This is a genomic window from Mycobacterium syngnathidarum (assembly GCF_001942625.1).
In the GTDB taxonomy this organism is placed as follows: Bacteria; Actinomycetota; Actinomycetes; order Mycobacteriales; family Mycobacteriaceae; genus Mycobacterium; species Mycobacterium syngnathidarum.
In genome coordinates, this window is the sequence record NZ_MLCL01000052.1 from 81,878 (window position 1) to 107,724 (window position 25,847).

General features: G+C 66.9%; 23 protein-coding genes. 15 read left to right on the forward strand and 8 right to left on the reverse strand.

Features of this window, described 5'->3' with window-relative positions:
• The first annotated feature begins 17 nt into the window (after positions 1-17).
• The 6 genes from BKG60_RS14305 to BKG60_RS14330 are packed head-to-tail and all read left to right on the forward strand — an operon-like array spanning position 18 to position 5,640.
• Positions 18-401 carry a PPOX class F420-dependent oxidoreductase gene (locus BKG60_RS14305; protein WP_070188746.1) on the forward strand — a complete coding sequence of 128 codons (384 nt, stop codon included), beginning with the start codon at positions 18-20 and terminating at the stop codon, positions 399-401.
• A 5-nt stretch (positions 402-406) separates the two neighbouring features.
• On the forward strand, positions 407-832 hold the full coding sequence (locus BKG60_RS14310) for a PPOX class F420-dependent oxidoreductase (protein WP_070188747.1): 426 nt from the start codon (positions 407-409) through the stop codon (positions 830-832).
• Between the two features lie 6 nt (positions 833-838).
• The gene (locus BKG60_RS14315) at positions 839-1,333 is read left to right on the forward strand and encodes an FxsA family protein (RefSeq protein ID WP_070188748.1); all 495 of its coding nucleotides are present in this window, start codon (positions 839-841) and stop codon (positions 1,331-1,333) included.
• A 17-nt stretch (positions 1,334-1,350) separates the two neighbouring features.
• Positions 1,351-2,946 (forward strand): amidohydrolase, encoded by a 1,596-nt coding sequence (locus tag BKG60_RS14320; protein ID WP_070188749.1) that lies wholly within the window; start codon positions 1,351-1,353, stop codon positions 2,944-2,946.
• Complete coding sequence (lnt, locus tag BKG60_RS14325) at positions 2,936-4,858, forward strand: apolipoprotein N-acyltransferase (RefSeq protein WP_083339386.1); 1,923 nt, start codon at positions 2,936-2,938, stop codon at positions 4,856-4,858. Before BKG60_RS14320 ends, lnt begins: the two co-directional genes overlap by 11 nt.
• On the forward strand, positions 4,855-5,640 hold the full coding sequence (locus BKG60_RS14330) for a polyprenol monophosphomannose synthase (RefSeq protein WP_070188750.1): 786 nt from the start codon (positions 4,855-4,857) through the stop codon (positions 5,638-5,640). The genes lnt and BKG60_RS14330 overlap by 4 nt, the downstream gene beginning before the upstream one ends.
• 64 nt (positions 5,641-5,704) lie before the next feature.
• Here BKG60_RS14330 and rbpA read toward each other — a convergent pair whose 3' ends face one another.
• Complete coding sequence (gene rbpA, locus BKG60_RS14335; protein WP_070188776.1) at positions 5,705-6,043, reverse strand: RNA polymerase-binding protein RbpA; 339 nt, start codon at positions 6,041-6,043, stop codon at positions 5,705-5,707.
• 123 nt (positions 6,044-6,166) lie between these two features.
• Here rbpA and BKG60_RS14340 point away from each other — a divergent pair, with 123 nt between their 5' ends.
• Positions 6,167-6,505, forward strand: coding sequence for a hypothetical protein (locus BKG60_RS14340; protein ID WP_070188751.1), 339 nt, complete (start codon positions 6,167-6,169; stop codon positions 6,503-6,505).
• Here BKG60_RS14340 and BKG60_RS14345 read toward each other — a convergent pair.
• Positions 6,502-7,218 carry a hypothetical protein gene (locus BKG60_RS14345; RefSeq protein ID WP_070188752.1) on the reverse strand — a complete coding sequence of 239 codons (717 nt, stop codon included), beginning with the start codon at positions 7,216-7,218 and terminating at the stop codon, positions 6,502-6,504. The genes BKG60_RS14340 and BKG60_RS14345 overlap by 4 nt on opposite strands.
• A 76-nt stretch (positions 7,219-7,294) precedes the next feature.
• On the opposite strand from BKG60_RS14345, the gene BKG60_RS14350 reads away from it, so the two are divergent.
• The 3 genes from BKG60_RS14350 (at position 7,295) to BKG60_RS14360 (ending at position 12,873) form a co-directional block, all read left to right on the forward strand.
• Complete coding sequence (locus BKG60_RS14350; protein WP_070188753.1) at positions 7,295-8,809, forward strand: carboxylesterase/lipase family protein; 1,515 nt, start codon at positions 7,295-7,297, stop codon at positions 8,807-8,809.
• Positions 8,810-8,874: 65 nt separating this feature from the next.
• The gene (locus BKG60_RS14355; RefSeq protein WP_070188754.1) at positions 8,875-10,812 is read left to right on the forward strand and encodes a primary-amine oxidase; all 1,938 of its coding nucleotides are present in this window, start codon (positions 8,875-8,877) and stop codon (positions 10,810-10,812) included.
• Positions 10,813-10,857: 45 nt separating this feature from the next.
• Entirely contained in the window at positions 10,858-12,873 is a 2,016-nt protein-coding gene (locus tag BKG60_RS14360) for a DUF7064 domain-containing protein (protein WP_070946437.1), read from the forward strand.
• Here BKG60_RS14360 and BKG60_RS14365 read toward each other — a convergent pair.
• The 5 genes from BKG60_RS14365 to BKG60_RS14385 form a co-directional block, all read right to left on the reverse strand.
• A complete protein-coding gene (locus tag BKG60_RS14365; RefSeq protein ID WP_070946438.1) occupies positions 12,851-13,072 on the reverse strand; it encodes a DUF167 domain-containing protein in 222 nt (73 codons plus the stop codon). The two genes, BKG60_RS14360 and BKG60_RS14365, sit on opposite strands and share 23 nt — an antisense overlap.
• 70 nt (positions 13,073-13,142) lie before the next feature.
• Positions 13,143-14,345 carry a lipid-transfer protein gene (locus tag BKG60_RS14370; RefSeq protein ID WP_070946439.1) on the reverse strand — a complete coding sequence of 401 codons (1,203 nt, stop codon included), beginning with the start codon at positions 14,343-14,345 and terminating at the stop codon, positions 13,143-13,145.
• Positions 14,342-14,779, reverse strand: a complete 438-nt coding sequence (locus BKG60_RS14375) for a Zn-ribbon domain-containing OB-fold protein (protein ID WP_070188758.1) — start codon at positions 14,777-14,779, stop codon at positions 14,342-14,344. The genes BKG60_RS14370 and BKG60_RS14375 overlap by 4 nt, the downstream gene beginning before the upstream one ends.
• 62 nt (positions 14,780-14,841) lie before the next feature.
• A complete protein-coding gene (locus BKG60_RS14380) occupies positions 14,842-15,528 on the reverse strand; it encodes an alpha/beta fold hydrolase (RefSeq protein WP_070946440.1) in 687 nt (228 codons plus the stop codon).
• Positions 15,528-16,670, reverse strand: coding sequence for an FAD-dependent monooxygenase (locus BKG60_RS14385; protein WP_070946441.1), 1,143 nt, complete (start codon positions 16,668-16,670; stop codon positions 15,528-15,530). The genes BKG60_RS14380 and BKG60_RS14385 overlap by 1 nt, the downstream gene beginning before the upstream one ends.
• A gap of 70 nt (positions 16,671-16,740) precedes the next feature.
• On the opposite strand from BKG60_RS14385, the gene BKG60_RS14390 reads away from it, so the two are divergent.
• From BKG60_RS14390 to BKG60_RS14400, 3 genes are all read left to right on the forward strand, one after another.
• Positions 16,741-17,628 (forward strand): LysR family transcriptional regulator, encoded by an 888-nt coding sequence (locus tag BKG60_RS14390; RefSeq protein ID WP_070946442.1) that lies wholly within the window; start codon positions 16,741-16,743, stop codon positions 17,626-17,628.
• Between the two features lie 88 nt (positions 17,629-17,716).
• The gene (gene polA, locus BKG60_RS14395; protein WP_207549610.1) at positions 17,717-20,377 is read left to right on the forward strand and encodes a DNA polymerase I; all 2,661 of its coding nucleotides are present in this window, start codon (positions 17,717-17,719) and stop codon (positions 20,375-20,377) included.
• Positions 20,378-20,384: 7 nt separating this feature from the next.
• Positions 20,385-21,602: a threonine/serine exporter family protein gene (locus BKG60_RS14400; RefSeq protein WP_070946452.1), complete on the forward strand. Its 1,218-nt coding sequence runs from the start codon at positions 20,385-20,387 to the stop codon at positions 21,600-21,602.
• Positions 21,603-21,607: 5 nt separating this feature from the next.
• Here BKG60_RS14400 and BKG60_RS14405 read toward each other — a convergent pair whose 3' ends face one another.
• Positions 21,608-22,798 (reverse strand): PrsW family intramembrane metalloprotease, encoded by a 1,191-nt coding sequence (locus BKG60_RS14405; RefSeq protein WP_374242727.1) that lies wholly within the window; start codon positions 22,796-22,798, stop codon positions 21,608-21,610.
• A gap of 239 nt (positions 22,799-23,037) precedes the next feature.
• On the opposite strand from BKG60_RS14405, the gene rpsA reads away from it, so the two are divergent.
• Together rpsA and coaE are read left to right on the forward strand one after the other, a co-directional pair.
• Positions 23,038-24,477, forward strand: coding sequence for a 30S ribosomal protein S1 (gene rpsA, locus BKG60_RS14410; protein ID WP_070187137.1), 1,440 nt, complete (start codon positions 23,038-23,040; stop codon positions 24,475-24,477).
• A gap of 78 nt (positions 24,478-24,555) precedes the next feature.
• Positions 24,556-25,719 carry a dephospho-CoA kinase gene (gene coaE, locus BKG60_RS14415; RefSeq protein WP_070946445.1) on the forward strand — a complete coding sequence of 388 codons (1,164 nt, stop codon included), beginning with the start codon at positions 24,556-24,558 and terminating at the stop codon, positions 25,717-25,719.
• Positions 25,720-25,847 lie beyond the last annotated feature (128 nt).

Below are 25,847 nucleotides of genomic sequence, written 5' to 3' on the forward strand. Positions count from 1 at the left end.
GACAGTAGATTGAGTCAATGGCTCTCACCTTCGCCGACGTCGCCAAGGCCAACTACGTTCTGCTGACCACCTTCACCAAAGACGGCAGGCCCAAGCCGACCGCGATCTGGGCCGCTCCGTCGGCCGACGGGCTCGTCGTGATCACCCAGGAGGCGTCCTGGAAGGTCAAGCGCATCCGCAATACCCCGCGGGTCACCGTCGCGGTGTGTGACGTGCGCGGCAATCCCAAGAGCGAAGCGGTCGAGGCCACGGCCGAGGTGCTGCCCAAGTCGGCCAATGGTGCCACCTATGACGCGATCGGTAAGCGTTACGGTCTGCTGGGCAAGACCTTCAACCTGTTCTCCAAGTGGCGTGGCGGAATGGAGAACAATGTTTCATTACTGCTCAAACCGGTGAATTGAGCAACATGGCACCCACGTTCGAGGACGTTTACCGCGAGAAGTACCTGCTGCTGACCACATTCACCAAGGCCGGAAAACCCAAGCCGACCGCAGTGTGGGGCGTACCCGACGGCGACAAGTTGCTGATCATCACCGACGACGGATCGTGGAAGACCAAGCGCATCAACAACACTCCGCGGGTAACGATCCAGAAGTGTGGTGTGCTCGGGGCGCCCAAGGGTGAGCCGGTAGCGGCCGTGGCGCGCAATCTGCCCAAGACCGAGACCCGCCGCGTGTTCAACGCAATCATCAGACGGTATTGGAATCACGCCTGGTACTTCATCCCACAGGCACTTTTGCGGGGTGGCATCGACAGGGTGCACAGCGCGATCGAGGTACACGCAGCCGAGGGCCCGGCAGATCAGGAACCGAACCGCCCACCCGATCGTTGAGCAAGCATGGCTATGCGGCTGTTCCTCATCTACGCCGTCCTCGAGATGGCAGTCGTCGTCGCGTTGACGGCGACGATCGGTTTCGGGTGGACGGTCTTGGTGCTCGCGGCTTCGTTCGTGATCGGGCTGGCGTTGGCGGGTTCGCAGCTCAACCGGCACATCCGCCGATTGCGGGCGGGCCTGTCGGGTGGGTTGTCCCACCCGCAGGGCGCGGTCTCGGACAGCGTGTTGGTGGCGCTGGGCACTGTGTTGGTGGTGATTCCCGGGTTGGCCAGCTCCGTTCTCGGCGCGTTGTTGTTGCTGCCGCCGACGCGTGCGGCTGCCCGGCCGGTGCTCACGGGGCTGGTCGCCCGGCGGATCCCCATCATCGTCGCGGCGCCTGCCGGATTCGGCACGGCCACTGGTACCGCTGGTTATCGGCACGGGAGGGGCGACTACATTGACGGCGAAGTAATCGACGTCAACGACGTCGATCCGTACCGCCTGCCTCCCAAGGCCTAAACGCCACCCGAAACAGCTTGACCACACTTCTGATCAACGGGCGAATCCACAGCCCCAGCTACCCCGACGCGACCGCTTTCGCGGTACGCGACGGGGTAGTGGCGTGGCTGGGTACCGATGACATCGGCCGCGCGCAGTTTCCCGAAGCCGAGGTCGTCGACCTGGATGGCGGCTTCGTCGCACCCGCGTTCGTCGACAGCCACGTTCACCTGACCGCCACCGGCCTCAGCCTGGACGGCCTGGACCTCCGTGGGGCCACCTCACTGCAACACTGCCTGCATCTGGTGGGCCAATACGCGCGCAGGCACCCTGACGGTCCGGTATGGGGACACGGCTGGGACGAGTCGGGGTGGCCCGAGCGCACCGGCCCGAGCACCGAGGATCTGGACGCGGTGCTGGGCGACCGGCCGGCGTATCTGGCCCGGGTGGACGTACATTCGGCCGCCGCGACCACCGCTCTGCGCCGGTTGGTGCCTGCCCTCGTCGAGGTCACCGGGTTCGACCCGCAGCGTCCGCTCAGCGCGCAGGCACATCACCTGGTCCGTGCGGCCGCGCGTGAGCAGCTGACCCCGCAGCAGCGGCACGCCGCCCGCGTCGCGGCACTCGATCACGCCGCGGCGTCGGGCATCGCCGCGGTCCACGAGTGCGCGGGACCACAGATCGGCGGTTTGCTCGACTGGCAGGAACTTCGTGCGCTGGAGCACGGCGTAGAGGTCGTCGGTTACTGGGGCGAGCCGGCTCGCGACGCCGAACACGCCCGTCATCTGATTGCCGAGACCGGCGCCCGAGGTCTGGCCGGAGACCTCTTCGTCGACGGTGCCCTCGGCTCGCGTACTGCCTGGCTGCATGCGCCCTACCACGACGCTCCCGACACCTGTGGCAACTCCTACCTCGACGCAGGTGCCATCGGCACGCACGTGTACGCCTGCACCGAGGCCGGAATCCCGGCCGGGTTCCACGTGATCGGCGACGCTGCCGCGTCGGCGGTCGTCGCGGGATTCGCCGCAGCGGCAGAGCGATTGGGCGGCCCGGCCCTGGCCCGCTGCGGCCACCGTCTCGAACATCTGGAGATGGTCAACCCCGAACAGGCCGCCCAGCTGGGGGCCTGGGGTGTGATCGCCAGCATGCAGCCCAGCTTCGATGCCCTATGGGGTGGGGAAGAAGGCATGTATGCCCAACGCCTCGGGCTTGATCGAGTTCACCAGCTCAACCCGTTTGCGCTGTTAGCATCCGAAGGCGTGCCCCTCGCGTTCGGCTCCGACACCCCGGTCACCAGCATGAACCCGTGGCAAACCGTGCGTGCCGCGGTTTCGCACCGGAGTGCGGGCAGCGCGATCTCAGCTCGTGCCGCGTTCGCTGCGGCCACTCGCGGCGGTTGGCGTGCCGGCGGTGTGCGCGATGGCTCCACCGGGACGCTCATCCCCGGAGCTCCGGCCAGTTACGCCGTGTGGGATGCCGAAGACCTGGAGGTCAGTGCGCCGGCCAACGCCGTGCAGCGGTGGTCGACCGATCCGCGCTCGCGGGTGCCGGCCCTGCCGCGGCTGGCCGCCGATGCGGAGCTGCCGCGTTGCCGTCGGACCGTTCACCGGGGTGTCGTCATCCATGGGCACTGACCTTCCCGGAGACGAGTCGGGCCGTCCGCGGTCGGGACGCGCAGACCGTTTCGGTCTGCGGCGGCCGGGTCCGAACGAGACCACCGAGGTGATCCCGGCCATCGAGAAGGACGAACTCGCCGAGCTCGATGAACTCGACGACGAGTCCTTCGACGAACTCGATGAGGATGCCACCGGCGATCCGGTGGCCGACATCGATCCCGACGATGATCCCGAGGCGCGCGAATATCGCCTGACCGCGGCGGGCACACCCGACCGTTGGTCGGTGGTGACCGTGTCGGCCTCACGCCTGGGCCGGGCCGCGGTGGCGCGGTGGGCGCAGCTGAGCGCGGCGGTCGGCGGCGGTCTCGCGTTGTGCCTGAGCTATCCACCGACCGGCTGGTGGTGGGCGGCCTTCGTCGGGCTGGCGTTGATCGGGTGGGTGCTGACGCTGCGCTCCACCACCCGCGCGGGTGGCTTCGGCTACGGGTTCTTGTTCGGCCTCGCGTTCTACATACCGCTGCTGCCGTGGATCAGCGGCCTGGTCGGCGCGATGCCGTGGCTGGCCCTGGCCGCCGTGGAAGCGCTGTTCTGCGGGCTCTTCGGCCTGTCTGCGGTCGTGGTCAGGCGGCTACCAGGGTGGCCGGTGTGGTTCGCCGCGCTGTGGGTCACCCAGGAGTGGCTCAAATCGACCGTGCCGTTCGGTGGGTTCCCTTGGGGCGTCCTCGGATTCGGTCAGACCAACGGACCACTGCTGGCCATCGCGCGGTGGGGCGGTGCACCGCTGGTGTCGGCCGCGGTGGCGGTCGTCGGCTTCAGCGTGACACTGCTGGCGCTGGAGATCGTGCAGTGGTGGCATCACGGACACAAGCCGGGCTTCCCGGCGCCGGCGGTCATGCTGCCCGGCCTCAGCATCACCGTGGTGCTGTTGTCCACTGCACTGATGTGGCCTCAGGTCCGTCATTCGGGAACCGGTGCCGGCGACGAACCGGCTGTCACCGTGGCCGCCGTGCAGGGCAACGTGCCCCGGTTGGGCCTGGAGTTCAACGCGCAACGCCGCGCCGTCCTCGACAACCATGTGAAGGAAACGCAGCGGCTGGCCGGGGATGTCCGTGCCGGGCGGGCCCCGCAACCCATGTTCGTGGTCTGGCCCGAGAACGCCTCCGACATCGATCCGCTGGCCAACGCCGATGCCGCGGCCCAGATCACCGCGGCGGCCGACGCCATCGGCGCGCCGATCCTTGTCGGCGCCGTCACCAAGGCCGACGGCTACACCGCCGACAACCCGGTGGCCACCAACACCGTGATCGTGTGGGATCCCGAACACGGGCCCGGAGAGCGCCACGACAAGAAGATCGTGCAGCCGTTCGGCGAGTACCTGCCGTGGCGCAGCTTCTTCAAACATCTGTCGTCGTACGCGGACCGGGCCGGCTATTTCGTGCCGGGTGAGGGCAACGGCGTCGTGCACGCGGCCGGGGTGCCGATCGGGGTGACCACCTGCTGGGAGGTGATCTTCGACCGGGCGGCGCGGGAGTCGGTGCTCAATGGTGCCCAGGTGCTGACTGTGCCGACCAACAACGCGACGTTCGATGCCAACATGAGCGCGCAGCAGCTGGCCTTCGGCAAACTGCGGGCAGTGGAGCACGATCGGTACCTCGTGGTCGCCGGCACCACGGGCATCAGCGCGGTGATCGCTCCCGACGGGCGTGAGTTGGCCCGGACCGAGTTCTTCGAACCAGCCTATCTGGACAGTCAGGTGCGGTTGAAGTCCGATGTGACGCCGGCCACCGAATGGGGGCCGGCCCTGCAGGTGGTGCTGGTCACGATTGGATTTGGGGCGTTGCTGGCCGCAATACTGCACAATGGAGGGTTCGTGCAAAAAATTTTGAGGCGTCGCACCGCGAAGGCCCGCGACGATGAAGGAGCCACATGACAGTCCCTGGTGACGGAGCGCGCCCCCAGGACGGTGAACGCCCGAGTCAGCGCAGCCTGGTGATCATTCCCACCTACAACGAGCGGGAGAACCTGCCGTTGATCGTCGGGCGCGTGCATCATGCCTGCCCCGAGGTGCACATCTTGGTGGTCGACGACGGCAGTCCCGACGGCACCGGTCAGCTGGCCGATGAGCTGGCGCTGGCCGACCCGGACCGCGTGCACGTGATGCACCGGACCAGCAAAGCCGGCCTCGGTGCGGCCTATCTGGCCGGTTTCGCCTGGGGGCTCGGCCGCGGGTACTCGGTTCTGGTCGAGATGGACGCCGACGGCAGTCACGCACCCGAGGAACTGAACCGGCTGCTCGACGCCGTCGACGCCGGGGCTGATCTGGCCATCGGCTCGCGTTATGTGTCCGGCGGCACGGTGCGTAACTGGCCGGTTCGCCGGCTGGTCCTGTCGAAGACCGCCAACACCTATTCTCGGCTGCTGCTCGGGGTCGGGATCCACGACATCACTGCCGGGTACCGCGCGTATCGGCGCGAGGTGTTGGAGAAGATCGACCTGTCAGCGGTCGATTCGAAGGGCTACTGCTTCCAGATCGATCTGACCTGGCGGGCCATCAACAACGGCTTCAACGTCGTCGAGGTACCCATCACGTTCACCGAACGCGAGCTCGGGGTCTCCAAGATGAGCGGTTCCAACATCCGCGAGGCGATGTTCAAGGTCGCGGAGTGGGGCATCCGTGGGCGTCTGGACCGTGCCCGGGGCGTGGTGCGCTAACCGGAGACAAAAAACCGCGATATGCCTGCGGCATATCGCGGTTTTTTATGTTTTTATGCGCGGTTCAGCTGCCGCGGCGCTTGCTCTTGATCAGGTCGAGCCGCTCCTTGAGCAGCTCTTCGAGCTCCTCGACGGACCGGCGCTCCAGCAGCATGTCCCAGTGGGTACGCGGCGGCTTGACCTTCTTGGGTTCCGGCACCTCGCCCTCGATCAGGGTGCCCTCGAGCCCGTTGCGGCACAGCCAGGTGCCGGGGATCTCGGCGTCGTCGGCGAACGGGACGTCGAATTCTTCACCGTTCTCGGTGCGGTAGCGGGCCACCTGACGCGGCGCAAGGTCATGGTTGCGGTCGGTCTCGTAGCTCACGGCTCCGAGGCGACTGCCTCTCAGGACGCGATCAGCCATCGTCAACACTCCTTATTTGGCGTTTTTGTCCGGATGTATCAACGCTGCTCGGCGTTGCCAAGTTCCCGACTCGACCATTGATGATACGCGGGTCACGAACCAGCTCCGTCTACAGTCTTGAGCATGGCGCGCCACCACAGACGTGATCGTCCGCAGCCGTGTCGGTGGTGTGGGCGCGAGGTCGCAGATGCGCAGATGGGTCGCCGTCGCCAGTACTGCAGGCAGTCCTGCCGGCAGCGGGCCTACGAACAGCGCGCCATGGTCAGGGGCACCTCGCTGGCCCCGGATTCGGTGGTGCTCAGCGCTGACGAGGCCACTCAGCTGTCCGACCGGGTTTACCAGGTCAGGTGCGCCGCCGAGGATGTGGCCATCGCGGTCGACGAGGGCGCCGGGGCAGACGAATTACGGCAGTTGTGTGACGCGCTGATCCAGGCTGCGAAGGCCGCCGACGGCTGGCGCTAGTCGGGCGGGCAGCTGAGCTGACGCCCCACGCCCACGGGCGGCGGGACCGGCTTCAGGCAGCCCAGCGGTTCCACACCGGAGGAATTCAGCAGCACCCCGGACTGGTGTGCGTAGTTGACGCACACCAGTGAGGTGGCATCGGCCCGGCACCGGTAGTCGCCGAAGGCCAGTGCCTTGCCCTCGGCCAGTTCGGCGCCGTCGCCATAGCCGAATCGGCCCGGATCTCCGTGCAGTGAGCCCACATCCACGGTCTCCCCGGCGAAATCCACCCAACCGGGGATCCACTGACCCTCGACGTCAGCCGGTTTCGACGGCAGGTCGTCGGCCTTGATCAGACATGCCAGTTGGCCGCCGAGATTCTTGTCGGTGGCGCAGCGGGCGGTGCCCGAAGGTGCGACGAACGAGATGTCCTCGCCGAGGTTGGTGGATTGGCCGTCGCGCGTGGCGGTGTGGAAGCCGGACGGCTCGGCCGGGGTGCCTGCCTCGACCCACTTGATCACGCGGTTCATCGGCGTCCCGGCGGCCGGTGCTGTGGTGGGCATGGGAGAGGTCGTCGTAGTGGTGGGCGTGGTGGTCTTGGTGTGTGGGGCGCCGGCCGGCATCGACATCCGGGGCTTTGAGCTCGGTTGCGACTCGTGCCCCCCTCCCGACGAGCAGGCCGCCACCAGAGCCACCGAAAGCACAGCAGCCCCAACAGTCACAACGGTGCGCATACCCGCAAGGCTAGCGGGCGCGTGTCGCGCCCACCGCATGTCCGTCGACACCCGTCCAGTTCGATACGGTCGGTGCATGCACGAGCGGACCGTCCGGGCAAAGATCAGCAGCGGCATCGTCGAGGGATTCACGCGCGACGGCGCACACCGCTGGCGTTCCATTCCTTACGCCAAACCGCCGGTCGGCCGGCTGCGCCTGCGCGCACCCGAACCGGCCGAGCCATGGCCCGGCGTCCGCTACTGCCACGGATTCGGTTACTGCGCCCCCCAGCAACGTCGCTACACGCTCGTCGGCCTCGGCAAGCACCAGCCGATGAGCGAGGACTGCCTGACACTCAACGTGGTCGCGCCGGAGAAGCGCGACGACGCCGACGGCCCACTGCCGGTGATGTTTTTCGTGCACGGCGGCGGTTACATCCTGGGCAGCTCGGCCACACCCATCTACGACGGCGCCGCGCTGGCCAGGCGCGGCTGCGTGTTCGTCTCGGTCAATTACCGGCTCGGCATGCTCGGGTGTGTCGAACTGTCGTCGCTGTCGACACAGGAACATCCCATCGACGACAACCTGTTCTTGCGTGATCTGGTGTTGGCGTTGCGCTGGGTACGCGACAACATCGCGGTTTTCGGCGGCGACCCCGACAATGTGACGATCTTCGGTGAGAGCGCGGGCGCGCACGCGGTCACGACCCTGCTCGCCGTACCCGACGCCGCAGGACTGTTCGCCCGGGTGATCTCGGAGAGCCCGGCCAGCGGGATGGTCAGCTCCGCGGAGTCTGCCGCCCGAATCGCCGGTCAGCTGGCCGAATTGATCAGTCCCGATGGGGGATCGGCGGCCGCAGCGCTGATGTCGGCGCGCCCGGCCGAGCTCGGCCGGGCACTGGAAGCCCAGATCATGCGGGGCCAGACGGACATCCCGGGTGCGTTTCCGGTCGGCCCGACTTTCGGCACCGACTATCTGCCGATCGATCCGGTTACCGCGATGGCCGAGGGTCTGGCTCAACAGGTTCCGTTGATCGTCGGCAACAATGCCGACGAGGGACGCCTGTTCACCCGGTTCCTCCAGTTGCTGCCCACCAACGAGCCGATGATCGAAAAGCTTTTCGCCCGTACCGATCCCGAGGAGCGGCGGCGGATCGTGGAGGCCTATCCGGACTATCCGAGCAGCGCGGCCTGCGTGCGGCTCGGCGGAGATTTCGCGTTCGCCTCGGCCACTTGGCAGATCGCCGAGGCGCACAGCCGGCACGCGCCTACGTACGTGTACCGCTACGACTACGCGCCGCGGACCTTGCATTGGGCCGGGCTGGGGGCGACGCACGCAATGGAGCTGCTGGCCGTGTTCGACACGTACCACACGACATACGGTGCGGCGCTGACCGCGGTGGGCGATCGTGCATCGGCCCGGCGGGTCAGCCGGGACGTGCAGCGGCGATGGCGTGAGTTCACCCGGACCGGGAACCCGGGGCCGGGCTGGCCGGCCTACAACACCGACGAGCGGGCGGTGTTCGTGTTCGACCGCCGGCCACGCGTCGAGTACGACCCGCGGTCGGTGCGGCGTCAGGCCTGGGAAGGGTTCACCCTCGCCGGCAGCTGAGTTCGCCTCCTCCAGTCTGCGCGATTTGCTGCAGGGAATCGGCCGGATGTGGTTGCGTATCCGGTGTGGACTACCCACTGGATCCGCTGTCCGCCGACGAGTTTCGCGCGGTGGCAGCGATATTGCGGCGTGAGCACGGAGTCGGGGAGGGCTGGCGGGTCGCCTCGGTGGAACTTGTCGAGCCGTCCAAGGCCGAACTGGCTGACTTCGACGGCGGCGGTGCCACCCCGCCCCGGCGCGCGGCGGTGATCTGTCTGGATCGGTCGGCCAACGCCACCTACAAGGGCGTGGTGTCGCTGACCGACGACCGGGTCGAGAAATTCGACCATGTCCCGGGTGTCCAGGCCAACTTCACCGTCGACGAGTTCGTGGAATGCGACCAGGTGCTGCGTCGGCACCCCGAGGTGATCACCGCGCTCGCCAAACGCGGCATCACGGACCTGGACAACGTGTTCATGGATACCTGGACCTACGGTGACGCGGTTGCTCCGCCGGAATACCGCGACCGCCGCATCGGATGGTCGGACACCTGGTACAAGCAGGCTGCCGGGGCCAATCCTTATGCCCACCCGATCAGTGGCCTGCACTGCGTGATCGACATAAACACCATGGAAGTGCTGCGCATCGAAGATGACGGTAGTTCCGAAATGCCCGACGTGATGGGCGAATACGTGCCGCATCACATTCCCGAGCGGATCCGGTCCGGATCGCGCCGCGAGCCGCTCAAGCCGCTGAACATCGCCCAGCCCGACGGTCCGTCGTTCACCTTGGACGGCAACCTGCTGCACTGGCAGAACTGGTCGCTGCGGGTCGGCTTCAACCACCGCGAGGGGATGACCCTGCATACCGTGCGATACCGCGACGGTGAGACGGATCGCTCTGTGGCACATCGCATGTCATTCTCCGAGATGGTGGTGCCCTATCGGGACTCCGCGGTGGACCACTACCGCCGCACCGCGTTCGACATCGGGGAGTGGGGGCTGGGGTTCATGACCACCTCGCTGGAGCTCGGCTGCGACTGCCTCGGTGAGATCCGTTATCTGGATGCGGTTCTGCACGACAGCGCCGGCGAGCCGTACACGATCACCAACGCGATCTGCATCCACGAGGAAGACAACGCCGTGCTGTGGAAGCACGTGGACCACGACGCCGGCGCCCAGGTGCGCCGGATGCGCAGGCTCACACTGTCATTCCACGTCACGGTGGCCAACTACGAGTACCTGGTGTACTGGCGGCTCTACCAGGACGGCAACATCGAGTGTGAGGTCCGCGCCACCGGGATCATGGTCACCACACCGTTCCCCGCCGGGCCCACACCCAAGAACGGCACGCTTGTCGACGAGCGCACGTATGCGCCGTTCCATCAGCACTTCCTGATCGCCCGCTTGGACTTGGATGTCGACGGCACCGACAACACCGTCTACATGACCGAGTCATACGCCGAAGAGATGGGCCCCGACAATCCGTACGGCCTCTCGCTGGTGGTGCGTAACCAGCCGCTGCGCACCGAGCAAGAGGGGAAGCAGGACGTCAGCTTCGACACCCAGCGGGCCTGGAAAGTGGTCAACACCAACGTCGTCAACGGGTTGGGCACGCACCCGTCCTACAAGCTGGTACCCACCGGGGCGATCCCGGCGATGTTCGACCCTTCCTCGCCCGTGGTGCAACGCGCCAACGTCATCACCCACACGCTGTGGGTGACCCCGAACCGGCCCGACGAACGTTGGCCGGCGGGGGAGTTCGTCAACCAGTCGGCGGCCGACACCGGGTTGGGCGAGTGGACCAAGGCCAACCGCTCGATCGAGAACACCGATGTAGTGCTCTGGTATGTGTTCGGTATTCACCACATCACCCGTCCAGAGGACTGGCCCGTCATGCCGGTGGACGTGGTGTCGTTCTGGCTCAAGCCGTTCGCCTTCTTCGACCGCAATCCGGCGCTGGACGTGCCGGCCACTCCGCCGGGAGCCTGCGCACACGGGCATGCCACGGCAGCACACCATTAGTTGACACCTGTCATATGTGATGCGGAACACTGCTAGGTTGCCTGTGTGCAACCGACTCAGACCGCCGTACTGGAGCGCCCCGAAGACCTGACCTGCGATTGGCTGACCGCCGCCCTGGACGTCGGCCCCGTCAGTGGATTCCGTTTCGAGCGGATCGGAACCGGCCAGATGAGCGAGTGCTACCGCGTCTCGCTGAACTACGCCGGGGACGTGAACGGACCGGCATCGGTGGTGCTGAAGGTGGCCGCCACCGATCCCAGCAGTCGCCAGACCGGACTGGCGATGGGCCTCTACGAGCGTGAGGTGCGGTTCTACACCGACATCGCACCTGCCCTGGTGGCCGGGCCGGTGGCACCCTGTTACCACGCCGCAATCGATACCCAGACGGGCGCCTTCGACCTGTTGCTCGGCGACGCCGTGCCCGCCGTGGTGGGTGACGAGATCCGCGGGGCGACAGCCGCACAGGCCGCGGTGGCGCTCGGCGAGCTCGGCCGTATCCACGGGTCGGCGGCCGGTGCCGAGGCGCTCGAGCGGGCTGAATGGCTCAACCGTGAGGCGCCGGTCAACCAGGCGCTGATCGCCGGACTGTACGCGGCGTTCGTCGAGCGCTACGCGGACGTGATCACGCCGCAGCAGCGCCAGGTATGCCAGCGGCTCGTCGAGAGCTTCGACACGTACCTGGCCGACGAGAGTGCGCCCGAGCGGCCCACGGGTCTGGTCCACGGCGACTACCGGCTCGACAACATGCTGTTCGGCGACGCGGGCGCGGACCGGGCCCTGACGGTGGTCGACTGGCAGACTGTCACCGAGGGACCGGCGTTCACCGACGTCGCGTACTTCATCGGTTGCGCCCTGCCCGTCGAACAGCGTCGTGCCCACTACGACGAGTTGCTGACCGCCTATCACCGGGCCCTCGGGCCGGACTCGACGCTCACACTCGACCAGGTGCGTGACGGCGTACGCCGGCAGAGCTTCTTCGGTGTGATGATGGCGATCATCTCGTCGATGTTGGTGGAGCGCACCGAACGCGGCGATGCGATGTTCATGACGATGCTCGAGCGGCACTGCAGCCATGTGCTGGACACTCAGGCGTTGGATGTCCTTGCGTCACCGGAGGTTCCGGAGCCACTGGTGCCCGCCGCCGAGGATGAGCTTGCGCACCCGCCCACCGATGAAGCGCTGTGGAACGAGAGCTGGTACTTCGACTTCGTCGATGCCGAGGCGGACTTCGGCGGCTGGGTCCGGCTGGGCCTGATCCCGAACCAGGAGACGGCGTGGATCAATGTGCTGTTCTGCGGCCCGGGGATGCCGACCGTGGCGCTCAACGACTTTCACGCGCCACTGGCCGAACCGTCGTCGGTCAAGGGGGACGGGGTCGAGCTGAACCTGCACCCCGACGAACCGCTCGAGACGTATCGCCTGACGGCCACGGGCACCGGCGAGGCGTTCGACGACCCGTCGGCGTTGCTGCGGGGTGAGTCGGGACAGGCCACCTCGGTGACGCTGGACCTGACCTGGACCACCGTGGGCACGCCGTACCAGTACCGCGTCACGCCCCGGTACGAGATTCCGTGCGTGGTGTCAGGAACGGTGATCATCGGCGATCACACCCACACCGTCGAAGCCGTCGTCGGTCAGCGCGATCATTCGTGGGGAGTCCGTGATTGGTGGGCGATGAACTGGGTGTGGAGCGCGATCCACCTCGACGACGGCACCCATCTGCACGGTGTGGACGTTCGAATCCCCGGTATGCCTCCGATGGGTATCGGCTATTCGCAGCGCGAAGGGGAACCGCTCGTCGAATTGCAGAGCATCACAGCGGATTACCAGCTCGGCGCCGACGATCTGCCGGTATCGACGACGTTGGTTCTGCAACCCGGCGACATCGAGGTGACCGTCGACATCGCGGCTCATGCACCCGTGCTGTTGGTGGCCCCGGGAGAAGACGGGCGCGTCAGCCAGTTCCCGCGGGCCTGGGCGAAGGTGCGCACGGCGGACGGTCGCAGTGGGGTGGGCTGGCTGGAGTGGAACCGCAACCTCAGCGGACCCGGAAACGCTTGAGCCGCGCAGTCGCGCCGGAGATCAACTCCACGCGGCTGCGCGGCACTCCCAGATGCTGGGAAAGCAGTTTGGTGACGGCATCGTTGGCCTTGCCGTCGACGGCGCGCTCCTGGACGTAGATGGTGAGCGCGCCGTCGTCGTCGACCTCGACCAGCGGGCCTTTGCGGCTACCGGGCTTGACCCGGACGGTGACTATCACGCGCCGAACCTGAAGAAATGTGCGAATTTTCGAGAGGAACTCGACATCTAGCTCAGATTCGGCGTCCGGATCAGCGGGCGACGATCACCGAGGAGCCGTGGCCGAAGAGGCCCTGGTTGGCGGTGACGCCCACCTTGGCGCCCTCGACCTGCCGGCCGGTGGCCTGGCCCTTGAGCTGCCAGGTCAACTCGCACACCTGCGCGATGGCCTGCGCCGGGATGGCCTCGCCGAAGCAGGCCAGACCGCCGGACGGGTTCACCGGAACGCGGCCGCCGATGGTGGTGGCACCGGAACGCAGCAGTTGCTCGCCTTCGCCCTTGGCGCACAGGCCCAGGTGCTCGTACCAGTCCAGTTCCAGCGCGGTGGACAGATCGTAGACCTCGGCCAGGCTGACGTCTTCGGGGCCGATGCCCGCTTCGGCGTAGGCCGCGTCGAGGATCTGGTCCTTGAACACCCGCTCCGGTGCCGCTACGACAGCGGTGGAATCGGTTGCAATATCTGGCAATTCGGGCAGATGTTGCGGGTATTGCGGGGTCACCGTCGAGACCGCGCGCACCGAGGGGACGCCTTCCAGCGAGCCGAGGTGCTTTTCGGCGAACGACTTCGACGCCACGATCAGAGCGGCGGCTCCGTCGGAGGTGGCGCAGATGTCGAGCTGACGCAGCGGGTCGGACACCACCGGGCTGGCCAGCACGTCCTCGATCGCGGATTCCTTGCGGTAGCGCGCATTCGGGTTCTGCAGGCCGTGGCGCGAGTTCTTCACCTTCACCTGGGCGAAGTCTGCGGCGGTGGCGCCGTAGAGGTCCATCCGGCGCCGGGCCAGCAGGGCGAAGTACACCGGGTTCATCGCGCCGAGCAGGTGGAAGCGCTGCCAGTCCGGGTCGTTCTTGCGCTCGCCGCCGACGGGCGCGAACGCACCCTTGGGCGTCGTGTCGGCGCCGATCACCAGCGCGACGTCGCAGAAGCCGGCCAGGATCTGGGCCCGCGCGCTCTGGAGCGCCTGCGAGCCGGACGCGCAGGCTGCGTAGCTGGACGACACCGGCACGCCGTTCCAGCCCAGCTTCTGGGCGAACGTCGACCCGGCGATGAAGCCCGGGTAGCCGTTGCGGATGGTATCGGCGCCGGCGACCAACTGGATCTGTCGCCAGTCCAGGCCGGCCTCGGCCAGGGCGGCGCGCGCGGCGACGACGCCGTATTCGGTGAAGTCACGGCCCCACTTGCCCCACGGGTGCATGCCCGCGCCGAGGATGTACAGCGGTTCGGGAGTGCTCATGCGATCCTCCAGGCGTGGGTGGTGCGCTCGACGCCCTCGTCGTCGGTGTAGAGCGTCATGGTGGTCAGCTCCATCTCCATACCGACCTTGAGATCGGCGGCCAGCGTGCCTTCGACGACCTTGCCGAGCACGATCAGCCCTTCATCGGCGAGCTCCACCGCGGCGATCGCGAACGGCTCGAACGGGTCGGACTTGGGATACGGTGCGGGCGGGAGGTACCGGTTTTCCGTGTAGCTCCACACCTTCCCGCGGCGCGACAGCCGAACCAGGTCGAGGGTGTCGCTGTCACAGGCCGGGTTGGGGCAGTTGTTCTCGCGCGGCGGAAACACGTACGTGGCGCACTGGGTGCACTTGCCGCCGATCAGGTGAGTGGCACCGGCGTCGTCGGTGGCGAACCATCCGTCGATCGCGGGTTGCGAAGATGCTGCTGGCACGCGGCCCAGCCTAAACGATCGAGACCGCAAAACTGAAACGTGTTGCAGTTTTGTCCCACGGGTCAGGACGCGACATCGAGCAGTATGCGCACCAGGTCCTCAGGATTGTCACGCATCAGGTTGTGCCTGCCGTCGAGTTCATGGCACGTCCAGTGCGGGTCGTCGCGGACGCGCTCGTAGGAGGTCAGCATCGGTGATTCGCCCGGCCAGTCCAGCGCATAGACGAAATCGCGCCGCCGGAACCCATTCAGGTCGCCGGACATCCGCAGTGGCTGCAGGACGCTGGCCAGCGGATGCGAGGTGGCGCGCGCATCGAAGAACGGCATGGGTGGCACGCCGAAGCCCGAGTCGTCCACTCCCAGGTACCACCGGCGTTCCTCGTCGTTGACCAGATCCCAGCAGGACTCGCCGTCGCGGGGCACCAGGGCGTCGAGGAACACGAGTGCGTCGATGCGATCGGGAATCCGGTCGGCGGCGCCGGCGATCACCATCCCGCCGTAACTGTGTCCGACGAGGACGACGTCGCGGCTGGCCTGCGAACCGGGCTCGACGGTGGCTTCGACCACCCCCACCGCCTCGGCGATGTGGGTGTCCAGGTTCACCCCGCCGGGCATCAGGTGTGCGCGTTCGGCGACACCGGTCAAGGTCAGCGGCAGCGTCCGGTGACCGGCGGCGCGCAGTGCGTCCGACAGGTCGTCGAAGCACCATGCGCCATGGCACATTCCGGGAACGAGGACAAATGTGGTCATCAGCGGGCGCTCCGGGCCGTCTCGGTGCGGTACCTCCGGGTGATCAGGTCGAGTTCGTCGGCCGTGCGGGCCGCCCCGGTGCCATGCATGTCGCGGTTGGCTGCGATGACGTCGGCGGTTTCCCGTCGGCGTTCGTCCTCGTAGCCGGATAGCCCCGCAATGCCGTCGGTGGCCACGTGGTCGGCGAGCACGCGGGCATCGACGATCGCCTGCGAGGCGCCGTTGGCGCCGACCGGGTACATCGGGTGCGCGGCATCGCCGAGCAGCGTCACCGGGCCGCGGCCCCAATGGGGCAACGGATCCTTGTCGACCATCGGGTAGCTGAAGATGTCTGCGGTGCTTGCGAGCAGTTCGACCGGGTCGAGCCAGTCGAGGCGCCACCCGGCCAGGTGGGGCAGCACGTCCTCGGCGGTGGCCGGGGCGTTCCACTGGGCCGCGCCGGGAAGCGGGCCGGGCGGATGGTCGGGGACCTGGGCGACCCAGTTCACCTCATGGCCACCGATGGGGTAGGTGATGAGGTCGATTCCATTGGCGCCCTTGATGATTGCCATGGTGCGGCCGTCGCGGAACGGTGTCATCCGGGCGGCACCGCGATACATGGTGACGCCGGAGGTCAGCAGCGGGTCGGGTCCCGGGTGCAGGATGGCCCGCACTCGGGAGCCGATGCCGTCGGCGCCGACGAGTGCCGCGCCGCAAACGTCACCGGCGGTGGTGTGTACGACGACCGCCCGGCGACGGTCGTTGAACCCGGTGACGCGGGTTCCGGTATGCACCGCATCGGGACCCAGCCGGGATCGGACCGCGTCGAGCAGCAGCATCTGCAACCGGCCGCGATGCACCGAACACTGCGGATGGCCGTAGCCGCCCTCGATACCGCGGGGCTCGCGGAACAGCAGCGCGCCGTCGGAGCGGTAGAAATCGATCACGGCTGGGTTCGCTGACATGGCCGGCAAGGCCTCGCCGAGGCCGAAGTCGGTAAGTTCGCGTACCGCGTGCGGCAGCAGGTTGATGCCGACGCCGAGCGGTCGCAGTTCGCGGGCGCTGTCCAGGATCTGAACGCGAAACCCTCTCGCATGCAGTGCGAGTGCGGTGGTGAGGCCGCCGATGCCGGCGCCGGCGATGACGATCGGTTCTGTGGACATGACTCCAGCCTGGGCAGCGCCAAACGATAAGTCCAATACATACTCAGTCCACAAACTATTGTGAACTCTTATGGAACTGCGGCAGCTCGAGTACCTCGTCGCGGTGGCCGAGGAAGCTAACTTCACCCGCGCCGCCGAACGGGTACACGTGGCGCAACCGGCGGTCAGCGCCCAGATCCGCCGGCTGGAGCGTGAGCTCGGCCAACAACTGTTCGATCGCAGCCGCCGTGCGGTCCGGTTGACCGCCGCAGGCGAAGCCGTGTTGCCCCACGCCCGGGCGGCACTGGCTGCCGTCGTCGCCGCCCGCGCCGCAGTGGAGGAACTCGGCGGATTGGTGCGCGGCTCGGTGGTGGTGGGCACCGTGACGGCTCACGACTTCGACATGCCGGGACTGCTCGCTCAGTTCCACGCCGCCCATCCGCTGGTCGACATCACGTTGACCACCGACGAGTCCGACGCATTACTGGACGGCCTGCACTCGGGGCGCCTCGATGCGGCCATCGTGTCGGTGGGCGCCGACCTGCCCGCCGGACTGACTGCTGAGGTGGTGACCGATCAGCGCATCGTCGCCGCGGTGGCGGGCGACCATCCGTGGCGTCGACGACGCACCGTCGCGTTGCGCGATCTCGTGGAGCATCCGGTCATCGCCCTGCCGAGTGGTGCCGGCATCCGCGACCAGTTCGACCTGGCTTGCCGGGCAGCAGGGGTGGCGGTGCGGGTGGCTTTCGAGGCGAATACCCCGAACGCGTTGGCCGAACTCGCCGAGCGTGGACTGGGAGTCGCGGTGTTGCCGGAATCGGCGGCTGCCGCTCATACCGCGCTGCATCCGCTGCCCATCACGCCTGAGTTGCGCGGCCGGCTGGTATTCGCCTGGCGGGCGCAAGGCCCGACGAGCCCGGCCGCCAGGGTGCTGACCGACATGGCTCGGAGTCGTCTGCGCGTCGGTGGGCCCGCATAGAGTGAGGGCCGTGAGCCCCGCGAAGACCGAGACGAAAAGCGCACCGAACACCACCGCCGATCCAGCGACGGCCGGAAAACCCACCCTGATGCTGCTGGACGGCAATTCGCTGGCTTTCCGGGCGTTTTACGCGTTGCCCGCCGAGAACTTCAAGACGCAGGGCGGGTTGACCACAAACGCGGTCTACGGGTTCACCTCGATGTTGATCAACCTGCTGCGTGACGAGCAGCCCAGCCACGTGGCCGCCGCGTTCGACGTCTCTCGCCAGACCTTCCGCAAGGACAAGTACCCGGAGTACAAGGAAGGCCGGTCGGCCACACCCGACGAGTTCCGTGGGCAGATCGACATCACCAAGGAGGTGCTCGGCGCCCTGGGAATCACGGCACTGGCCGAGGCCGGCTTCGAGGCCGACGACATCATCGCCACCCTGGCCACCCAGGCCGAGCAGGAGGGCTACCGGGTGCTGGTGGTCACCGGTGACCGGGACTCGCTGCAGTTGGTCACCGACAACATCACCGTGCTCTACCCGCGCAAGGGTGTCAGTGAACTGACCCGGTTCACACCGGAGGCAGTGGTGGAGAAGTACGGGCTGACTCCCGCGCAGTACCCGGATTTCGCCGCCTTACGGGGCGACCCGAGTGACAACCTGCCCGGCATTCCCGGAGTGGGGGAGAAGACCGCGACGAAGTGGATCGTCGAGTACGGCACTCTGCAGTCACTGGTGGACAACGTCGAGAAGGTCAAGGGCAAGGTGGGTGACTCGCTGCGGGCCAACCTGTCCAGCGTGGTGCTCAACCGTGAGCTGACCGATCTGGTCCGGGACGTCCCTCTGGCGCAGACGCCGGACACGCTGCGGATGCAACCTTGGAACCGTGACCAGATCCACCGACTGTTCGACGACCTGGAATTCCGGGTTCTTCGCGATCGACTGTTCGAGACGCTGGTGGCTTCCGAACCGGAGGTTGAGCACGGGTTCGACGTGCGCGGCCGGGCGTTGGAGCCCGGTGAGCTCGCGGCGTGGCTCGCCGAGCACAGCCTGGGCAACCGGTTCGGGTTGGCCGTCGTCGGCACGCACCTGGCCTTCGACGCCGACGCCACCGCGCTCGCCATCGTCGCGGCCGACGGCGACGGGCGTTACATCGACACGGCGACGCTGACGCCCGAGGATGAGGAGGCCCTGGCGCGCTGGCTGGGTGACCCGGGCCCGCCGAAGGCGCTGCACGAGGCCAAGCTGGCCATGCACGACCTCGCCGGCCGGGGCTGGACGCTGCGCGGTGTCACCTCCGATACCGCGCTGGCCGCTTACCTGGTCCGGCCCGGGCAACGTAGCTTCGCCCTCGATGATCTGGCGGTGCGCTATCTACGCCGTGAACTTCGCGCTGAAAGCCCCGAGCAGCAACAACTTTCGTTGCTCGATGATTCCGACGGCGTCGATGAGCAGGCGGTGCAGACGCTGATCCTGCGGGCCTGCGCGGTCTTGGATCTCGCCGATGCACTGGATGAGGAGCTGGCCCGGATCGACTCGTCGTCCCTGTTGGGCCGGATGGAGTTGCCGGTGCAGCGGGCGCTGGCCGAGATGGAGTCGATCGGCATCGCCGTCGATATCGACAAGCTCCAAGAGTTGCAGAGCGAGTTCGCCGATCAGATCCGCGACGCCGCCGAGGCCGCCTACGCGGTGATCGGCAAGCAGATCAATCTCGGGTCGCCCAAGCAGCTGCAGGTGGTGCTGTTCGACGAGCTGGAGATGCCCAAGACCAAGAAGACCAAGACGGGTTACACCACCGATGCCGATGCGCTGCAATCGCTGTTCGACAAGACCGGGCACCCGTTCCTGCAGCATCTGTTGACCCATCGCGACGTCACCCGTTTGAAGGTGACCGTCGACGGGCTGCTCAACGCGGTGGCCTCCGACGGGCGCATACACACCACGTTCAACCAGACCATTGCCGCCACCGGCCGGTTGTCGTCCACCGAGCCCAACCTGCAGAACATCCCGATCCGGACCGAGGCGGGCCGGCGTATCCGAGACGCGTTCGTCGTCGGCAGCGGTTACGCCGAGCTGATGACGGCTGATTACAGCCAGATCGAGATGCGGATCATGGCGCACCTGTCCCGCGACGAAGGCCTGATCGAGGCATTCAACACCGGTGAGGATCTGCACTCGTTCGTGGCATCACGGGCCTTCTCGGTACCGATCGACGAGGTCAACGCGGAGCTGCGCCGCCGCGTCAAGGCGATGTCGTACGGCCTGGCCTACGGGCTGAGCGCCTACGGGTTGGCCAGCCAGCTCAAGATCTCCACCGAAGAGGCCAAGGTGCAGATGGAGCAGTACTTCGACCGGTTCGGCGGGGTGCGTGACTATCTGCGGGATGTGGTCGATCAGGCCCGCAAGGACGGGTTCACCTCGACCGTGCTGGGCCGGCGCCGATACCTGCCGGAACTGGACAGCAGCAACCGGAACGTGCGCGAGGCGGCTGAGCGTGCCGCGCTCAACGCCCCGATCCAGGGCAGCGCCGCCGACATCATCAAGGTGGCGATGATCAACGTCGACGCAGCCATCAAGGAAGCCGGGCTCACGTCACGCATGCTGCTGCAGGTGCACGACGAGCTGTTGTTCGAGGTGGCCGAGGGGGAGCGGGACACTCTGGAGGCCTTGGTGCGCGAGCACATGGGCAACGCCTATCCGTTGGATGTGCCGTTGGAGGTGTCGGTCGGGTATGGGCCCAGCTGGGACGCCGCGGCGCACTGAGCTCACCATGACGGAACAGCAGATCCGGTTCGTTGCCCGGCTGGGCGCCGCGATGAGTGCATCGAATTATCCGGTGACGCTGGTCCGCGACATGTTGGAACGCAGCTCCGGCAAATACTCCGTCATCACCGACGTCGTGGCACTGCCCAACCACGTGCAGGTGGTCGGACCGGTGGGCGCGGGCGGTTCGGTCGTCAAGACCGCCCACGTCGAGAAGCCGTTGCGGTTCGACCAGGTGTTCCCGCTGGCCCGACTGGTGTCCGCGGCACGGTCGGCACGGGTGAGCCCGGCCGACGGCGAGGCCCTCCTCGACGAGATCCTCGACCGCCCGGCGCCGTACCCGGCCTGGGTGACAATCCTCGGTTACGGGATCCAGAGCGCGGGTCTGGCCCTGGTACTTGAGCCCACGTGGTTGAACACGCTGACGGCCTTCGTGCTCGGCCTGCTGGTCGGCGTGTTCTGGACGACGGGGCAGCGGATGGACGGTCTGGCGGCCCTGACTCCGGTGGTCAGCGCGTTCGTGGTCACGGCGATCTGCGTGATCGGCGCGCAGCATCTGGGCCTCGACCATGTCGGCCTGCGCGCCCTGATACCCCCGCTGGCGATGTTTCTGCCAGGGGCGGCCATCACCCTGTCGGTGATCGAGCTGACCTCCCGCGACGTCATCTCCGGGTCGAGTCGCCTGATCGCCGGGTTCATCCAGCTGATCCAGTTGGCGTTCGGCATCCTGATCGCGGCGCAGCTGTTGCGCATGACCGAAGACCACCTCAGCGCGGTGGCGGTGAACCGGATCGGTCCGTGGGCGCCGTGGCTGGGTGTCGCGGTGTACTCGATCGGAGTGATGCTCTTCCTGGCGCCACCGCGGAGCTTCTTGCCGTGGCTGCTGTTGATCACCTATGCCGCCTATCTCGCCCAGTTCGTCGGAGACCTCACCCTCGGCAGTTACGCCAGCGGGTTCTGCGGTGGTCTGGTGCTGACGGTGGCGGCCCTGGTGATCTCGCGGCGTCAGACGGCACCACCGGCGATCACGCTGATCCTGCCGGGCTTCTGGCTTCTGGTTCCCGGATCCATGGGTCTGATCGGCATTACCGAGTTGTTCGGTGCCGAGGGAGACTCCGCACTGCCGGCCACCTTGATCTCGATGATCTCAGTGGCATTCGGTCTGCAGGCCGGGTTGGTGATCTGGCAGCTGACCAGGCGTAAGGCAGCTCGTCGCAGCGACTGAGCGGCTCAGTCGCGAACCGGCGCCTGATAATGCGCCATCCAGTGCAGGATCGGCGCGGCTGACCGGGCAGCGGTCAGGGCATACACCTCTTCCTGTTGCAACGCGTATGCCTGTGCATCGCCGAAGCCGCGGTCGATGCGGTCGCGGACGAAGGCGAGCTCGACGACGGCGGCGGCGAACGCCGCGACTGCTTTGCCTGCGGGGCGTCCACCGGCCAGCGTGGCCTGCTTGATGGCGCCGTGGCGGGTCTTCAACGACCCGAGCCAGGTGGCCTCGTTGTGGGTGATCAACCCGGCGGCGACCATGCCGGGCAGTTTGGCGGCCACGACGCGTTGCTCCCGGTGGCGGCTGGTGATGCCGACCACGATCATCGCGATGAAGATCGGCACCATCCACACCGCATAGACGATGAAGTAGGTGCCCGCGCCCAGCAGCGACGAACCGTTCCACAATCCGTGCATGAACACCGCACCGAGATAGCCGGCGAGGATGCACAGCACCTTGGCCCCGCTACTGCGCCGTTGCAGGGCGAAGTACACGCCGATGGCGGTCATCGTGGTGAACAGCGAGTGGGCGAACGGGGCCATCACGAGGCGCATCGCGGCGGTGACGAGCGAACCGGCCAGCGAGTCGGCGCTGGAGATGTACATGATGTCTTCGAGCCAGGCGAAACCGAGACCGACCAGGCCGGCGTAGACCAGGCAGTCGGTCAGCGAATTGAGCTCGTTACGCCGCCGCCCGGTCATCATGACCAGCAGGAACAGGCCTTTGGCGGCCTCTTCGATGAACGGGGCCCGGACCGCCACCGAAGCGAAGCTGTGTGCCGATTCGGCCGAGTCGACGCCGGGTGCCAGCAGTGCATCGGTGAACAGGCTCAGCACCAGGGACAGTACGACGGCGACGGCGGCGCCCCAGCCGAACGCCAGCAGCAGTAGTCGGGGAGGTTCCGGTTCCCAGCGGTCCAACCACAGGTAGGCGAACACTGCCCCGGTCATCACGATGCTGGACAGCACAAATCCGATGATCGCTCCGACCGGATTGAGCGCGGTGAACAGAAGTACCAGCGCGCCGATGACCACGCCGCAGGCGATGATCGCGGCCAGCGGGGCGCCGACCTTGCGCACCGGCCTCGGCATGGGAGCGGTGACCGGGAACCACGGCCGGTGGACAGGGCCTGGGGTCGGGTAATACGCCACTGCAGCAGAGTAGCCGTGGGTAGGCTGCGGTCCCGGCACAAATTCGGACGACGGTCCGAAGCGCCCCTGGCACTCCCGTCGCAGGGGCGGTTTGTCCTGCATGTGCCTGGTCGAGTACCCTCGTTACGTATCTGTGCGCACAGCTTGACACCGTCTGGTCACTGCCACGGATCTGCACGAACGCAATACACGCAACAGAATTGTCCCTACGAGTAAACCTGTCCGGAGCAACCCACCACATGCCAAGTCCCTCCGTCACCTCGCCGCAAGTAGCCGTCAACGACATCGGCTCGGCTGAGGACTTTCTCGCCGCCATCGACAAAACCATCAAATACTTCAACGATGGCGACATCGTCGAGGGAACCATCGTCAAGGTTGACCGTGACGAGGTCCTGCTCGACATCGGTTACAAGACCGAAGGTGTCATTCCTTCCCGCGAACTCTCCATCAAGCACGATGTCGACCCCAACGAGGTCGTTTCCGTGGGCGATGAGGTCGAGGCCCTCGTTCTCACCAAGGAGGACAAGGAAGGCCGCCTGATCCTGTCCAAGAAGCGGGCTCAGTACGAGCGCGCCTGGGGCACCATCGAGGAGCTCAAGGAAAAGGACGAGGCCGTCAAGGGCACCGTCATCGAGGTCGTCAAGGGCGGCCTGATCCTCGACATCGGTCTGCGTGGCTTCCTGCCCGCATCGCTGGTCGAGATGCGTCGTGTCCGCGATCTGCAGCCGTACATCGGCAAGGAGATCGAGGCCAAGATCATCGAGCTGGACAAGAACCGCAACAACGTGGTGCTCAGCCGCCGCGCCTGGCTGGAGCAGACCCAGTCCGAGGTGCGCAGCGAGTTCCTGAACCAGCTGCAGAAGGGCGCCATCCGCAAGGGTGTCGTCTCCTCGATCGTCAACTTCGGCGCCTTCGTCGATCTCGGCGGTGTCGACGGCCTGGTGCACGTCTCCGAGCTGTCCTGGAAGCACATCGATCACCCGTCCGAGGTGGTTCAGGTGGGCGACGAGGTCACTGTCGAGGTGCTCGACGTCGACATGGATCGCGAGCGGGTTTCGCTGTCGCTCAAGGCGACTCAGGAAGATCCGTGGCGCCACTTCGCCCGTACCCACGCGATCGGCCAGATCGTGCCGGGCAAGGTCACCAAGCTGGTGCCGTTCGGTGCGTTCGTCCGCGTCGAGGAGGGCATCGAGGGTCTGGTGCACATCTCGGAGCTGTCCGAGCGCCACGTCGAGGTCCCGGACCAGGTGGTCACCGTCGGCGACGACGCGATGGTCAAGGTCATCGACATCGACCTGGAGCGTCGTCGGATCTCGCTGAGCCTCAAGCAGGCCAACGAGGATTACACCGAGGAGTTCGACCCGTCGAAGTACGGCATGGCCGACAGCTACGACGAGCAGGGCAACTACATCTTCCCCGAGGGCTTCGACGCCGAGACCAACGAATGGCTCGAAGGCTTCGACAAGCAGCGGGAAGAGTGGGAGGCCCGCTACGCCGAGGCCGAGCGCCGGCACAAGATGCACACCACGCAGATGGAGAAGTTCGCCGCGGCCGAGGCCGAGGAAGCTGCCCGTCCGGTGTCCAACGGTTCCTCGCGTTCGGAGGAGTCGACCGGCGGCACGCTGGCCAGCGATGCACAGCTGGCCGCGCTGCGTGAGAAGCTCGCAGGCAACGCCTAACCATAAGTACGACAACGAACGCCCCGGCCCATTGGGCCGGGGCGTTCGTCGTTCCGGGGGCCTGACACACTGTGGAGCGTGCTTCGCATCGGGTTAACCGGCGGTATCGGCGCCGGGAAGTCAACAGTGTCGGCCACATTCAGCGATCTCGGCGGCATCGTCGTCGACGGCGACGTCATCGCCCGTGAGGTGGTCGAGCCCGGAACCGAGGGGCTGGCCAGGCTGGTCGAGGCATTCGGGGACGGCATCCTGCTGCCCGAGGGGGCGTTGAACCGTCCGGCTCTGGCGGCGGTCGCCTTCAGCGACGACGAGAAGCGCGCCACACTGAACGGCATCGTGCATCCGCTGGTGGCACATCGGCGGTCGGAGCTCATTGCCGCGGCCCACGAAGATGCCGTCATCGTCGAGGACATTCCGCTTTTGGTGGAATCGCAGATGGCGCCGATGTTCCCGTTGGTCATCATCGTCAACGCCGACGCCGAACTGCGCGTCAGGCGACTCATCGAGTATCGCGGATTCACCGAGGAGGACGCCCGCGCCCGCATCGCCGCACAGGCCACCGAGGAGCAACGCCGGGCTGTCGCCGATGTGTGGCTGGACAACTCGGGCAGTCCGGGCGCCGTCGTGGAGCAGGCTCGCGCACTCTGGCACGAGCGGATCCTGCCCTTCGCGCACAACCTGAAGGTTCGCCGCCCGGCCCGTCGCGATCCCGCCGTGGTGCCCTACGACGCGGCTTGGCCGGATCAGGCGCGCCGGATCTTGGCCCGGCTGAACACCGCTTGCGGGCACCGTGCGGTGCGTATCGACCACATCGGTTCGACCGCGGTGCCCGGGATGGACGCCAAGGACGTCATCGATGTGCAGGTGACGGTCGAGTCGCTGGACGTTGCCGACGAGCTCGCCGAGGCGTTGCTGACGGCCGGATATCCGGTGGTGCCGGGAATCACCGCAGACAACCCGCACGATGACGATCCGGCGCTCTGGCACAAGCGTTTCCACGCCTCGGCCGATCCGGGCCGGCCAACGAATGTGCACATCAGGGTCGACGGTTGGCCCAATCAGCGGTTCGCGCTGATGTTCGTCGATTGGCTGCGGGCCAACCCCGGTGTGCAGGCCGACTACCTGGCCGCCAAGCGTGCCGCTTTGGCCACACCCGACTACGCCGTGGCCAAAGAGCCGTGGTTCCTGGATGCCTACCGCCGCGCCCAGCAGTGGGCTGACGCGACGGACTGGCAGCCCTAGGTGTAATTCCCACACAGGTTGTGAACGGCGTGGTTAGCGGAAAATAGGTGAGGACCTCCGGTATCGGTGTGGTTACCACACACACCCCGATCACCGAGAGGTCCTCATGTCTCACCGTAATGCGTTCC

Coding starts and splice junctions, on each gene's coding strand:
- BKG60_RS14385 (WP_070946441.1), bottom strand. CDS start 16,670: ATGTCCACAGAACCGATCGTCATCGCCGGCGCCGGCATCGGCGGCCTC.
- BKG60_RS14305 (WP_070188746.1), top strand. CDS start 18: ATGGCTCTCACCTTCGCCGACGTCGCCAAGGCCAACTACGTTCTGCTG.
- polA (WP_207549610.1), top strand. CDS start 17,717: ATGCTGCTGGACGGCAATTCGCTGGCTTTCCGGGCGTTTTACGCGTTG.
- rbpA (WP_070188776.1), bottom strand. CDS start 6,043: ATGGCTGATCGCGTCCTGAGAGGCAGTCGCCTCGGAGCCGTGAGCTAC.
- BKG60_RS14380 (WP_070946440.1), bottom strand. CDS start 15,528: ATGACCACATTTGTCCTCGTTCCCGGAATGTGCCATGGCGCATGGTGC.
- BKG60_RS14310 (WP_070188747.1), top strand. CDS start 407: ATGGCACCCACGTTCGAGGACGTTTACCGCGAGAAGTACCTGCTGCTG.
- BKG60_RS14400 (WP_070946452.1), top strand. CDS start 20,385: ATGACGGAACAGCAGATCCGGTTCGTTGCCCGGCTGGGCGCCGCGATG.
- BKG60_RS14345 (WP_070188752.1), bottom strand. CDS start 7,218: ATGCGCACCGTTGTGACTGTTGGGGCTGCTGTGCTTTCGGTGGCTCTG.
- BKG60_RS14330 (WP_070188750.1), top strand. CDS start 4,855: ATGACAGTCCCTGGTGACGGAGCGCGCCCCCAGGACGGTGAACGCCCG.
- rpsA (WP_070187137.1), top strand. CDS start 23,038: ATGCCAAGTCCCTCCGTCACCTCGCCGCAAGTAGCCGTCAACGACATC.
- BKG60_RS14390 (WP_070946442.1), top strand. CDS start 16,741: ATGGAACTGCGGCAGCTCGAGTACCTCGTCGCGGTGGCCGAGGAAGCT.
- lnt (WP_083339386.1), top strand. CDS start 2,936: ATGGGCACTGACCTTCCCGGAGACGAGTCGGGCCGTCCGCGGTCGGGA.
- BKG60_RS14340 (WP_070188751.1), top strand. CDS start 6,167: ATGGCGCGCCACCACAGACGTGATCGTCCGCAGCCGTGTCGGTGGTGT.
- BKG60_RS14315 (WP_070188748.1), top strand. CDS start 839: ATGGCTATGCGGCTGTTCCTCATCTACGCCGTCCTCGAGATGGCAGTC.
- BKG60_RS14350 (WP_070188753.1), top strand. CDS start 7,295: ATGCACGAGCGGACCGTCCGGGCAAAGATCAGCAGCGGCATCGTCGAG.
- BKG60_RS14370 (WP_070946439.1), bottom strand. CDS start 14,345: ATGAGCACTCCCGAACCGCTGTACATCCTCGGCGCGGGCATGCACCCG.